General features: G+C 65.0%; 12 protein-coding genes. 10 read left to right on the top strand and 2 right to left on the bottom strand.

The window, feature by feature from the left end; translation table 11 throughout:
- Positions 1-38: 38 nt before the first annotated feature.
- Both ROZ37_RS04635 and cobA read right to left on the bottom strand, forming a co-directional pair.
- On the bottom strand, positions 39-1,766 hold the full coding sequence (locus ROZ37_RS04635) for a cytochrome D1 domain-containing protein (protein WP_409449928.1): 1,728 nt from the start codon (positions 1,764-1,766) through the stop codon (positions 39-41).
- Between the two features lie 59 nt (positions 1,767-1,825).
- A complete protein-coding gene (gene cobA, locus ROZ37_RS04630) occupies positions 1,826-2,653 on the bottom strand; it encodes a uroporphyrinogen-III C-methyltransferase (protein WP_312657877.1) in 828 nt (275 codons plus the stop codon).
- A gap of 223 nt (positions 2,654-2,876) precedes the next feature.
- Between cobA and ROZ37_RS04625 the strand changes: the two genes are divergently transcribed.
- The 10 genes from ROZ37_RS04625 to nirJ all read left to right on the top strand — a co-directional run bounded on the left by ROZ37_RS04625 (position 2,877) and on the right by nirJ (position 11,808).
- Entirely contained in the window at positions 2,877-3,248 is a 372-nt protein-coding gene (locus tag ROZ37_RS04625) for a c-type cytochrome (RefSeq protein ID WP_409449926.1), read from the top strand.
- A gap of 36 nt (positions 3,249-3,284) precedes the next feature.
- The gene (locus tag ROZ37_RS04620; protein ID WP_312657875.1) at positions 3,285-4,475 is read left to right on the top strand and encodes a cytochrome D1 domain-containing protein; all 1,191 of its coding nucleotides are present in this window, start codon (positions 3,285-3,287) and stop codon (positions 4,473-4,475) included.
- A gap of 1 nt (position 4,476) precedes the next feature.
- A complete protein-coding gene (locus tag ROZ37_RS04615) occupies positions 4,477-5,526 on the top strand; it encodes an Lrp/AsnC family transcriptional regulator (RefSeq protein ID WP_312657874.1) in 1,050 nt (349 codons plus the stop codon).
- Entirely contained in the window at positions 5,523-6,005 is a 483-nt protein-coding gene (locus ROZ37_RS04610; protein WP_312657873.1) for an AsnC family transcriptional regulator, read from the top strand. The genes ROZ37_RS04615 and ROZ37_RS04610 overlap by 4 nt, the downstream gene beginning before the upstream one ends.
- On the top strand, positions 6,005-6,520 hold the full coding sequence (locus ROZ37_RS04605) for an Lrp/AsnC family transcriptional regulator (protein ID WP_312657872.1): 516 nt from the start codon (positions 6,005-6,007) through the stop codon (positions 6,518-6,520). The genes ROZ37_RS04610 and ROZ37_RS04605 overlap by 1 nt, the downstream gene beginning before the upstream one ends.
- Before the next feature lie 286 nt (positions 6,521-6,806).
- Complete coding sequence (locus tag ROZ37_RS04600) at positions 6,807-8,489, top strand: nitrite reductase (protein ID WP_312657870.1); 1,683 nt, start codon at positions 6,807-6,809, stop codon at positions 8,487-8,489.
- 65 nt (positions 8,490-8,554) lie between these two features.
- On the top strand, positions 8,555-9,166 hold the full coding sequence (locus ROZ37_RS04595) for a NapC/NirT family cytochrome c (protein WP_312657867.1): 612 nt from the start codon (positions 8,555-8,557) through the stop codon (positions 9,164-9,166).
- Between the two features lie 46 nt (positions 9,167-9,212).
- The gene (locus tag ROZ37_RS04590; protein ID WP_312657865.1) at positions 9,213-10,091 is read left to right on the top strand and encodes an ethylbenzene dehydrogenase-related protein; all 879 of its coding nucleotides are present in this window, start codon (positions 9,213-9,215) and stop codon (positions 10,089-10,091) included.
- Between the two features lie 82 nt (positions 10,092-10,173).
- Complete coding sequence (locus ROZ37_RS04585; protein WP_312657863.1) at positions 10,174-10,488, top strand: plastocyanin/azurin family copper-binding protein; 315 nt, start codon at positions 10,174-10,176, stop codon at positions 10,486-10,488.
- Positions 10,489-10,605: 117 nt separating this feature from the next.
- Positions 10,606-11,808, top strand: a complete 1,203-nt coding sequence (gene nirJ / locus ROZ37_RS04580; protein WP_312657861.1) for a heme d1 biosynthesis radical SAM protein NirJ — start codon at positions 10,606-10,608, stop codon at positions 11,806-11,808.
- The last annotated feature ends 4 nt before the right edge of the window (positions 11,809-11,812 follow it).

The following is an 11,812-nucleotide window of genomic DNA, read 5'->3' as shown; positions in this document are numbered from 1 at the left end:
GAAGGACCTCCGAAGGGCTCGTGTGGAGCCCCCGGAAATCAATACACGTCGTGCTGCGTGTTGTAGATGTTGAAGTGGCCGGTCGGGGTGATCAGCTTCGGATCCTTGATCACGGTCTTCAGCTCGAGCGTCTTGTCATCGACGACGACGATCGCGGATTCCTTGTCCTTCGCCGACCACACTGCGAACCACACCTCGTTGCCGTCCTTGTTGTATTCCGGCTGCACGACCCGCTTCGCGCCGTCGTCCTTCAGGCCCGCCCACTCGGCGATCGGCAGCACCTTCGAGCCCGCCTGCAGATTGCTCAGGTCATATACTGCGACGGTCTGGCTGACCTTCGCTTCGGGGTGCAGCGGATTGTCGACGTAGAGGTGCTTCGACTTCGGGTGGGTCTTGATGAACAGCGACCCGCCACCCTGGCTCTTCAGCGTGTCGACCATCTTCCACGCGTACTGCTTGTGCTTCACAGGGTCGGTGCCGATCAGCGCGATCGAGTCGTCGCCGAGGTGGCCGGTCGCCCACACCGGGCCGTACTTCGGATGCGTGAAATTCGCGCCGCGCCCCGGGTGCGGAATCTTGCCGACATCGACGAGGCCGGCGAGCTTGCCGTCCTTCGCGTCGATTGCGGCGACCTTGTTCGACTGGTTCGCCGCGACCATGAAGTAGCGCTTCGACGCGTCCCAGCCGCCGTCGTGCAGGAAGCGGGCCGAACCGATCTCGGTCGTCTTCAGGTTCTTGATGTCCGAGTAATCGACCATCAGCGTCTTGCCGGTTTCCTTGACGTTGACGACGAATTCCGGCTTGAAGTGCGACGCGACGATCGCGGCCACGCGGGGCTCGGGGTGATATTCCTGCGTGTCCACCGTCAGGCCGCGCGTCGACACGATCTTCCGCGGCTCGAGCGTGTCGCCGTCCATGATCACGAATTGGGGCGGCCAGTAGGCGCCCGCGATCGCGTACTTGTCCTCGTAGCCCTTGTACTTCGAAGTGTCGACCGACCGCGCTTCGAGACCGATGCGGATCTCGGCGACGTTGTCGGGCTTCTCCATCCACAGGTCGATCATGTTGATCTTCGCGTCGCGACCGATCACGAACAGGTAACGTCCGGACGCGGAAATGCGGGAAATATGCACCGCGTAGCCGGTCTTGACGATGCTGATGATCTTCTTGGTGTCGCCGTCGATCAGCGCGATCTCGCCGGTGTCACGCAGCGTCGTCGAGAAGATATTCGAGATGTTGTAGTTGTTCATCTTCTTCTTCGGGCGCTGCTCGGGCGGGATGATGACCTTCCACGTCTCCTTCATCTGCGGCATGCCGAATTCCGGCGGCTGCGGAGGCGACTGCTGGATGTAGCGCGCCATCAGGTCGACTTCGTCGTCGGAGAGCTCACCCGAGGTACCCCAGTTCGGCATCCCCGCGGGAGATCCGTACTTGATGAAGACCTTGAGATACTCGCTGCCGGCCGCGAGCGTCTTGTCCGGAGTCAGCGGCTTGCCGGTCGCGCCCTTGCGCAGCACGCCGTGGCAGCCTGCGCAGCGCTGGAAGTAGATGTTCTGGCCCTTCGCGAATTCGGCCTCGGTCATCTTCGGCGCGTCGGGGTTGATGTCCTGATGCATCTTGACATCCGCCAGCGGAGATCCTCCGGCCTGGTATTTCAATTCCTCTGCGTCGACGTGCTCCTTGGTGTCGGCCTGCGCGAACGCCTGCGACATCGCAAAAGGCAAGGTTGCCAGCAGAAGTGCCCCTGTCGCCCATTTCCTTCTCATGCTCATGCTCGGTCTCCTTGGGTAAAAAGTTTGCGTTCCGCGCGCTGGGATATCGGCGTTCACGCCGTCATCGCGAGTCGTTCCAGCGGTGCTGCGCCTTCCTGTAAAGCGTGAAGCGATATGACCGAGCCGATCATGATCAGCGCGGGCGACTTGAGTCGGGCGCGCTTGACCGCGCCGGGCAGACGATCGAGGCGCTCGGTCACGACGATCTGCTCGGCGGTCGTGCCCTTGTGGACGACCGCTGCGGGCGTGTCGCCGGCGAGCCCGTGGACGATCAGCTGCGAGCAGATGATGTCGAGTGCACCGAGCCCCATGTAGATCACGACGGTCTGATTCGGGCGCGCGAGTGCTGTCCAGTCGAGGTTGACGGTTCCGTCTTTCAGATGACCGGTCGTGAAGACGACCGAGCGTGCGTGGTCGCGATGCGTCAGCGGCATGCCCGTACAGGCAGAGATTCCACATGCCGCGGTGATTCCGGGCACGACCTCGCATTCGATGCCGGCAGCAAACAGTTCCTCCATTTCCTCGCCGCCGCGGCCGAAGAGGAACGGGTCGCCGCCCTTGAGCCGGACGACGTCGTCCCCGCCGCGAGCGAGCTCGACGAGCAGGTCGTTGATGCGGTCCTGCGGCAGCGCGTGATGCCCCGCCTCCTTGCCGGCGTAGATCATCCGGGCGGAGGGGTCGATCAGACCGAGAATGCCGTCGCCGACGAGGTGGTCGTAGACCACGACGCGGGCGCCGGCGAGCAGGCGGGCCGCCTTGAGCGTGAGCAATTCGGGATCGCCGGGCCCGGCACCGACGAGGTACACCTTGCCGGGACGGCAGCGTCCCGTGTTCGCCTCGCGACGCGCCGGGGCGTGGATGCCGTCGACATGTTTGCTCATGAATGGGCTCTCCGCGTATGCCGCGAAACGGTCGCTCGCAGCGATGTCATTTTTGGCGCGAACAGGTGTTCGAGCGCCGCTACTTTAGCCCTACTTCCGGTCCGGGAAATTAACCGATATCAAGGAGCGCAGGTCGATGCGGGCCGGATACTCCGGCTGCACCGCGGGGCGAGTTCCGGGCGATTGCCGCGCGGCCGCGGTTTCCATTACCGGGGGTTGAAGAGTGTCCGATCAAGTTGTCCTGCTCGCGGCCTGTGTCGCCTCGCTCGTCGCGGTGCCAGCCCACGCCGCTGGCGCCGGCCCCGACGACGCGCGTCAGCGCGAACTCGTGCATATCGTCCGCCAGGATTGCGGGTCGTGCCACGGTCTGACGCTCGCCGGCGGGCTTGGTCCGGCGCTGACGCCGGCAACGCTGCGCGACAAGCCCGTTGAAGGACTCGTCGCGACGATCGTCGGCGGCCGGCCGGGCACGCCGATGCCGCCGTTCCGGGGAATCGTCTCCGAGGACGAGGCGCAGTGGATTGTAGAGCGCCTCATCGAAGGTTTTCCGTCGGACCCGGGGCCGCGCGCGGACGGTTCGCGCGCGCCGCGTTGATCCGTAACGCACCGCCGAAACGAAACGAGATATACGATGCTGCAGACATTCGCGAAGTACTTCTGGTGGGTGGTTCCGGTATTGCTGCTGTCGGCGTGCGCGTCGCAGCCCCCGTCCGCGCTGCGCGGTACCGGCGACCTCGGCGTCGTCGTCGAACGGGCGACCGGCCAGCTGCAGATCGTCGAAACGACCGGGCGCCGGGCGCTCGCGCAGGTATCCGGACTCGGTGACCTGTCGCACGCATCCGTCGTGTTCTCGCGCGACAGCCGCTATGCGTACGTCTTCGGTCGCGACGGCGGGCTGACGAAAGTCGATCTGCTGCGTGCCGAGATCGCCGGTCGCGTCGTGCAGGCCGGCAACGCAATCGGCGGCGCGATTTCGCAGGACGGACGCATTCTCGTCGCGCAGAACTACGAACCCGGCGGCATCAAGGCGTTCGACGCTGACACGCTCGAACTGCTCGCGGACGTGCCCGCGACGTATGGCAGCGACGGCAAGCGGGCGAAGGTCGTCGGACTCGCCGACCTGCCCGGCAACCGTTTCGTGTATTCGCTGTTCGAAGCGAACGAGATCCGCGTCACCGACTTCTCCGATCCGCGTCAGCCGAAGACGGACCGCTACCCGGCAGGGAAGCAGCCCTATGACGCGCTGGTGACTCCCGACGGCCGCTATTACATTGCCGGTCTGTTCGGCGAGGACGGGCTGTCGATGCTCGACTTGTGGCAGCCGGCGCTCGGCGTGCGCACGATCCTGCCCGGCTACGGGCGCGGCGAGCAGGCGCTGCCGGTGTACAAGATGCCGCACCTGCGCGGCTGGGCGGTCGCCGCGGGACGCGCCTACCTGCCTGCAATCGGCCGGCACGAAGTGCTCGTCGTCGAACTCGGCACGTGGAAGGAAGTCGGCCGCATCCCGGTCAAGAGCCAGCCGGTGTTCGTCATGGCGCGGCCCGACGGCCGCGAGGTGTGGGTCAATTTCGCCTTCCCGGACAACGGCTGGATGCAGGTCATCGACACATTCGAGCACCGCGTCGTCGACACGCTGCAGCCGGGCCGGGCGATCCTGCACATGGAGTTCACGCCGAAAGGCGAGGCGGTATGGATTTCGGCGCGCGATGACAACAAGGTCGTAATCTATGACACGGCGAAGCGCGAAAAGCTTGCGGAGCTGCCGGCCGCGAGCCCGAGCGGGATCTTCTTCACGAGCCGCGCGTTCAGGACCGGTTTCTGACATGGCAAGGCCTGGCGCAACTGCGGCGAACATCAGATCGGCGCCCGACCTGCTCGCGCGCGAGGCGACCTTCCGGCTGCTCAACGATTTCCAGCGCGGCTTCCCGATCGTCGGAGCGCCGTTCGCCGCCGTCGGCGACGCGTGCGGGCTGACGGAGGATGAAGTGCTCGCGACCTTGCGCAGCTGGACCGGGACCGGCGTCGTGAGTCGCGTCGGGGCTGTGTTCGCGCCGCGGCGCGTCGGTGCGAGCGCGCTCGCCGCGCTCGCGGCGCCTATCGCCGAACTCGACGCGATTGCCGCGCGCGTCAATGCGATCCCCGAGGTGAACCACAACTATCAGCGCGAGCATGCGTTCAACCTGTGGTTCGTCGTCACCGCGGCGTCGGCCGAGCGCCTCGGCCAGATCGTTGCCGACATCGAGCGCGACACGGCGTGCAGGGTGATCGTGCTGCCGCTCGAAGAGGAGTTCCACATCGATCTCGGTTTCGATCTGGCCGGAGGTGCCCGGGAAAAGGCGTCCGCTGTCACGCCCGTGCTGCCGCCGATCGGCGAGCGTGCCTTCGTGCTTGGTCCGGTCGAGCGCCGGTTGATCACCGGACTGCAGGCGGGGCTGTCGCTCGAGCCGCGGCCCTTCGCTGCGCTCGCGCGCGGAGCGGGGCTCGAGGAGGCCGAGGCGATCGGGCTGATCCGCCGGTGGCTCGACGACGGACTGATCAAGCGCTTCGGCGTCGTCGTGCGCCACCACGAGCTCGGCTTTCGTGCGAACGCGATGTGTGTCTGGGACGTCCCGGACGAGCAGGTCGCGGTGCTCGGACACCTGCTTGCCCGCGAGCCGGCGGTCACATTGTGCTACCGGCGTACCCGGGTGCCGCCGCACTGGCGCTACAACCTCTTCTGCATGATTCACGGCAAGTCGCGCGACACCGTGCAGTTGCTGCGCAACGATCTCGCCGCGCGGCTGGAGCTCGACCGCTGGCAGCACGCGGTGCTGTTCAGCTGCCGGCGCTTCAAGCAGCACGGGGCGCGCTACCTCAACGAGGTCGTCGCATGACGGACACGATGAAGCGGTCGGGTGCGCCGGTGGAACTCGACGCGACTGACCGGGCGTTGATCAACGCGCTGCAGGGGGACTTCCCGCTGACCCGCGAACCTTTTGCGGAAGTTGCCGCGGCCTTCGGTCTCGCCGAGGACCAGGTCATCGCTCGCATGCGCAGGTTGCTCGATGCGCGCGTGCTGACGCGCTTCGGGCCGATGTTCCAGATCGAGCGTATTGGCGGCGCGTTCTGTCTCGCGGCGATGCGCGTACCCGAGACCGACTTCGAGCGCGTCGCGGCAGCGGTTAACGCGTTTCCCGAGGTTGCGCACAACTATCGTCGCGAGCACGCGCTGAACATGTGGTTCGTGCTCGCCACCGAAACGCCGGCCGGCATCGAGGATACCGCGGCGCGAATCGAGGCGACCACCGGCTTGCCGGTGTTCAGGTTCCCGAAGGAACGGGAGTACTTCGTCGAGATGAAGCTGGAGGCGTGATGGGCGAACGGCAAGGCGGCACCGTGGATGACGTCGAGCGCCGCATCATCGTCGCGACACAGGCGGGCCTGCCGCTCGTTGCGCGTCCGTGGGACGAAGTCGCGGCCAGCGTCGGGGTCGGCGTCGACGAGCTCCTCGCGCGCGTGCGCTCGATGCTCGACCGCGGCGTGATTCGGCGCATCGGCGCGGTGCCGAACCACTACGCCATCGGCTACACCGCGAATGGCATGAGCGTCTGGGACATCGACGACGCGCGCGTCGATGCCGTTGGCGAATTCGTCGGTGCGCTCGAAGGCGTCACGCACTGCTACCGCCGACCCCGCCGCCTGCCCGAGTGGCCGTATAACCTGTTCGCGATGGTGCACGGCCGCAATCGCGAGGCGGTCGAGCGCCAGATCGGCGAAATCGCGGCGCGCATCGGCGAGCGTTTCCCCGGCGCCTGCCGGGAGCGCGACGTCCTGTTCTCGTCGGCGATCCTGAAGAAAACCGGGCTGCGCCTCGGCGCTCCCGGCTAATCATCCGCGCGACACTCCGCCTCGCTTCCTTCCTGAACGGCGGGCGATCCTCGCCGTAGAAAACCCGGGCGGCATGACTCAAGCCCTGCCGTCGTGCGCGTTCGCCCGAATTATCGATGCGACGGCCTCCTACCTACATGACATTTCCTATCGCAACGATTAGGGCTTCAGCATTTACCCACACATCGTCTGTGGAAATTTAAGGCACATCAAAGATTACCGGTTTCAGAGGAGTCAATATCCGCTCCGGTAAGTAGGACATCCCGCATCGCACAAGGAGAAGGAAGTGCAAAATAATAGTTGGATGGGAAAGGCGCTGGCCATGGCGGTCCTCCCGATGGCCGTCGGGGCGGTTTGGGCGCAGTCGGCGCCGCAGCTGACTCCGGACGAGAAGGAGAAAGCCAAGCAGATCTACTTCGAGCGCTGTGCGGGCTGCCACGGCGTGCTGCGCAAGGGGGCGACGGGCAAGAACCTTGAGCCGCATTGGGCGAAGACCGCGGCCGACGGCACGAAGACCGAAGGCGGCACGCTCAAGCTCGGCACGGAACGTCTCGAGAAGATCATCGCCTACGGTACCGAAGGCGGGATGGTGAACTACGACGACATCCTGACGAAGGAAGAGATCAACATGATGGCGCGCTACATCCAGAACACCCCGGATGTGCCGCCCGAGTTCTCGCTTCAGGACATGAAGAACAGCTGGAAGCTCCTCGTTCCGGTTGCCGAGCGTCCGAAGAAGCAGATGAACAAGATCAATCTTAAGAACGTCTTCGCGGTGACGCTGCGCGACGCCGGCAAGCTCGCGCTGATCGACGGCGACACGCACAAGATCTGGAAGGTGCTCGACACCGGCTACGCGGTGCATATCTCGAGGCTGTCGGCGTCGGGTCGCTACGTCTATACCGTCGGCCGTGACGGCCTGACGACGATCATCGACATGTGGTACGAGGAGCCGAAGACGGTCGCGACGGTGCGCCTCGGCTCGGACGCGCGCTCGGTCGACACGTCGAAGTTCAAGGGCTTCGAGGACAAGTACCTCATCGGTGGCACGTACTGGCCGCCCCAGTACTCGATCATGGACGGCGAGACGCTGGAGCCGATCAAGGTCGTGTCGACGCGCGGCCAGACGGTCGACGGCGAGTACCACCCGGAGCCGCGCGTCGCGTCGATCGTCGCGTCGCACATCAAGCCGGAGTGGGTGGTGAACGTGAAGGAGACCGGGCAGATCATGCTGGTCGACTATACCGACATCAAGAACCTGAAGACGACGACGATCGAGTCCGCGAAGTTCCTGCACGACGGTGGCTGGGATGCGTCGAAGCGCTACTTCATGGTCGCGGCGAACGCGTCGAACAAGGTCGCGGCGGTTGACACCAAGACTGGCAAGCTCGCGGCGCTGATCGACACCGCGAAGATCCCGCACCCGGGTCGCGGCGCGAACTTCGTGCATCCGCAGTTCGGTCCGGTGTGGACGACCGGCCACCTCGGCGCCGACGTGATTTCGGTGATCTCGACCGCCTCGGACGAAGCCAAGTACGCCAAGTACAAGGACAAGAACTGGAAGGTCGTGCAGGAGCTGAAGATGCCGGGCGCGGGCAACCTGTTCGTGAAGACGCACCCGAAGTCGAAGCACCTGTGGGCCGATGCGCCGATGAACCCGGAGCGTGAGGTCGCCGAGTCGGTCTATGTGTATGACATGGGCGATCTGTCGAAGGAGCCGAAGCGCCTCGACGTCGCGAAGGACTCGGGCCTGCCGGAAAGCAAGGCGATCCGCCGCGCGACGCACCCCGAGTACAACCAGGCGGGCGACGAGGTGTGGATCTCGCTGTGGGGCGGCAAGACGGACCAGTCGGCGATCGTCGTCTATGACGACAAGACCCTCAAGCTGAAGAAGGTCATCACCGACCCGTCGATCGTCACGCCGACCGGCAAGTTCAACGTGTTCAACACGATGCAGGACGTCTATTGATCGCGCTGCCGATCTCCTGCTGAACCATCCCCCGCCGCGGCGGGGGATGGCCGAGGAAGAATGCAATGACAGACAACAGCAGCGACAACAAGCAACAAGACCGGGGCGGGCTGTGGGCCTCCTTGCGCCGACCGAGCATGAAGTATTCACTCGGCGGCTTGCTCGTGGTGGGTGTGGTCTTGGGCGTGGTTTTCTGGGGCGGCTTCAACACCGCGCTCGAGGCGACCAACACCGAGAAGTTCTGCATCTCGTGCCACGAGATGGAGACCAACGTCTATCAGGAGTACAAAAAAACCATCCACTACACGAACCGCACCGGCGTGCGGGCGACCTGTCCCGACTGCCACGTGCCGAAGGACTGGACGCACAAGATGATCCGCAAGGTCCAGGCGTCGAAGGAGGTCTGGGGCAAGCTGACCGGCACCATCGACACGCGCGAGAAGTTCGAAGCGAAGCGGCTGCAGCTCGCGAGGAACGAGTGGAAGCGGATGAAGGCGTCGGATTCGCGCGAGTGCCGCAACTGCCACAGCCTCGAGAGCATGAATACCGAGACGCAGAAACAGCGTGCGCGCAAGCAGCACGAGATGGCACGCGACGACAACATGACGTGCATCGACTGCCACAAGGGCATCGCGCACCAGAAGCCGGAAGGCATGACCGAGGAAGACGAAGGTTGAGCCACGGCAGCCCCGAAATTCGAGCATTCACTGAGAGGAAGCGAACATGAGAAAAAACTTGATCGCGAGTGCAGTCGGCACTCTCCTGGCAATGGGCGCGGGCAGCGCGCTCGCGGCGGCGCCGGCAGACTGGAGCAAGATTCCGGCGAAGGAGATAACGCTGCTCTATCCCGGCGTGTCGCCGATCGAGTGGATCACGAAGGGGACCGAGCACGGCGGGGCGCGCGCGTTGAAGAAGGGCGAGCGCTGTGCCGATTGTCACGACGAAGAAGCGTCCGACATGGGCGCGAAGATGGTGACCGGCAAGAAGATCGAGCCGAACCCGATCGCGGGCAAGGCGCCCGCGATCCCGGTCAAGGTGCAGGCCGCGCACGATGGCGAGAACCTGTACCTGCGCTTCTCGTGGACCCAGCCGAAGGCGTCCGGCGCCGCGAAGATGGACGACAAGAACCCGGTCAAGATCGCGTACATGCTCGAGTCCGGCGGAAAGGTCGAACTCGCCGACCTCGCGGGCTGCTGGGCGAGTTGTCACAGCGACTCGCGCACGATGCCGGGCGCGGCCGACACCAAGACGAAGTACGTGAAGGGCGGTTCGCTCGCCGAGGGCCGTTTCTACGACCTCGTCCAGTGGCGCAGCGGTGAGAAAAAGGGCTACGACGGCTATGTCGCCGACAAGCGCGTGATGGAAGGCGGCAAGGGCCTCGTCAGTGCCGACGGCAAGCTCGACGGCAACACTTGGACGGTCGTCTTCACGCGTAAGCTCGCCGGCGGCGGCGAAGGCGACGTCAAGCTCGAAACCGGCAAGACCTACAACTTCGGTTTCGCGATCCACGACGACAGCGCGGTCGGCCGCTTCCACCACGTGTCGCTCGGTCACCATCTCGGCATCGACGCGAAGGCCGACATCACCGCCGCGAAGCAGTAAGCTTTTCGCACCGCCAGCCAGCCGTCTCCCCGCGCGCGGGAGACGGCTGTTTTTTTTGAGCGCACCCTTGACGGAGGTTCCGATGATGCCCTTGCCGATCCTGATCGCCGCCGCGCTGCTGACGGGCGGCACCGCGATGGCCGCGGATTACGAGGTGAGCGTGGCGGAGTACAAGTTCGCGCCGCCCGAGCTGCGGATACGTGCCGGCGACACGGTAACCTGGGTCAATCGCGAAAAACGCACGAGCCATTCGGTGCTGTTCAACGTGACTGGCGAGGAGTCGGAACGCCTGTTCCCGGACGAGAAATGGACGCGTGCGTTCCCTGCTGCAGGACGTTTCGAGTACCACTGCGGACCGCACCCCGAGATGACTGGAGTCGTCGTCGTCGAGGACTGAGGCCGCGCATCCCGATCGCGCCGGCGCCCATGCCATCGTCCTCGCTCCCGGGGCTTGACCCGCATCATTTTGCCGGCGCCGCGTCTCCGGTGTAATCACCGCATCTAGGAGACCCCCATGTTCCGCATCTCGAGCTTCATCCGCGAACTTGACCACCCGACACCGGCGCTTCCACGCCGCAACCCGCCGGGCCCGGTCGTAATCTGGAATCTGATCCGCCGCTGCAATCTCACTTGCAAGCATTGCTATTCGATCTCTGCCGACAAGGACTTCCCCGGCGAGCTGTCGACCGGCGAGGTGTTTCGCGTCATGGACGACCTCAAGGCCTTCCATGTGCCGGTGCTGATCCTGTCGGGCGGCGAGCCGCTGCTGCGCCCCGATATCTTCGAAATCGGCCGCCGCGCGAAGGCGATGGGGTTCTACGTCGGCCTGTCGAGCAACGGCACGCTGATCGATGAATCGAACATCGACGCGATCGCCGAAACCGGCTTCGATTACGTCGGCGTGAGCCTCGACGGCATAGGCGCGACACACGATAAGTTCCGCCGCCTCGACGGCGCGTTCGACGCCTCGATGCGCGGCATCGCGCTGTGCGCGGAGCGTGGCATCAAGGTCGGCGTGCGCTACACGATGACGGAGGACAACGCACAGGATCTGCCGGCGCTGCTGCGCCTGGTCGAGGACAATGGCATCGACAAGTTCTATTTTTCGCACCTCAATTACGCCGGCCGCGGCAACAAGTACCGCGGCGACGACGCGCGCCACCAAACGACGCGCGCGGCGATGGATCTCTTGTTCGACACCTGCCTGGATCTGCATCGGCGCGGCATCGAGAAGGAATTCGTCACCGGCAACAACGATGCCGACGGCGTTTATATGTATCACTGGGTCGCCCGCCGCTTCCCCGACCGCGCCGAGCACATCCGCGCAAAGCTGCTGCAGTGGGGCGGCAACGCGAGCGGCGTCAATGTCGCGAACATCGACAATCTCGGCGTCGTCCATCCGGACACGATGTGGTGGCACGTGCCGCTCGGGAACGTGCGCGAGCGGCCGTTTTCCGAAATCTGGACCGACGTCTCGGATCCGCTGATGGCGGGGCTGAAGCGACATCCCCGCGAGCTCGTCGGACGTTGCGGCGAGTGCAAGTTCCTCGCGATCTGCAATGGCAGTTCGCGCGTGCGGGCGCAGCAGATCACCGGTGATCCGTGGGTCGAGGATCCGGCCTGTTACCTCGACGACGAGGAAATCGGCGTCGTGCCGACCGACTACGGCAGTGAGCGGGTCGTGACCACGCCTTTCCCGCGCCGCCGCAGCGCCTGACCTT

The organism is Aromatoleum sp., assembly GCF_032027225.1.
Taxonomy (GTDB): domain Bacteria; phylum Pseudomonadota; class Gammaproteobacteria; order Burkholderiales; family Rhodocyclaceae; genus Aromatoleum.
Note: the sequence above shows the minus strand (reverse complement) of the source record. Positions and strands in the feature narration are given on the sequence as shown.

What these genes read in the sequence shown, in the direction of transcription:
- ROZ37_RS04585 (WP_312657863.1), top strand. Translation starts at nt 10,174, where the DNA reads ATGATGCCCTTGCCGATCCTGATCGCCGCCGCGCTGCTGACGGGCGGC.
- ROZ37_RS04610 (WP_312657873.1), top strand. Translation starts at nt 5,523, where the DNA reads ATGACGGACACGATGAAGCGGTCGGGTGCGCCGGTGGAACTCGACGCG.
- ROZ37_RS04635 (WP_409449928.1), bottom strand. Translation starts at nt 1,766, where the DNA reads ATGAGAAGGAAATGGGCGACAGGGGCACTTCTGCTGGCAACCTTGCCT.
- nirJ (WP_312657861.1), top strand. Translation starts at nt 10,606, where the DNA reads ATGTTCCGCATCTCGAGCTTCATCCGCGAACTTGACCACCCGACACCG.
- ROZ37_RS04620 (WP_312657875.1), top strand. Translation starts at nt 3,285, where the DNA reads ATGCTGCAGACATTCGCGAAGTACTTCTGGTGGGTGGTTCCGGTATTG.
- ROZ37_RS04615 (WP_312657874.1), top strand. Translation starts at nt 4,477, where the DNA reads ATGGCAAGGCCTGGCGCAACTGCGGCGAACATCAGATCGGCGCCCGAC.
- ROZ37_RS04605 (WP_312657872.1), top strand. Translation starts at nt 6,005, where the DNA reads ATGGGCGAACGGCAAGGCGGCACCGTGGATGACGTCGAGCGCCGCATC.
- cobA (WP_312657877.1), bottom strand. Translation starts at nt 2,653, where the DNA reads ATGAGCAAACATGTCGACGGCATCCACGCCCCGGCGCGTCGCGAGGCG.
- ROZ37_RS04595 (WP_312657867.1), top strand. Translation starts at nt 8,555, where the DNA reads ATGACAGACAACAGCAGCGACAACAAGCAACAAGACCGGGGCGGGCTG.
- ROZ37_RS04590 (WP_312657865.1), top strand. Translation starts at nt 9,213, where the DNA reads ATGAGAAAAAACTTGATCGCGAGTGCAGTCGGCACTCTCCTGGCAATG.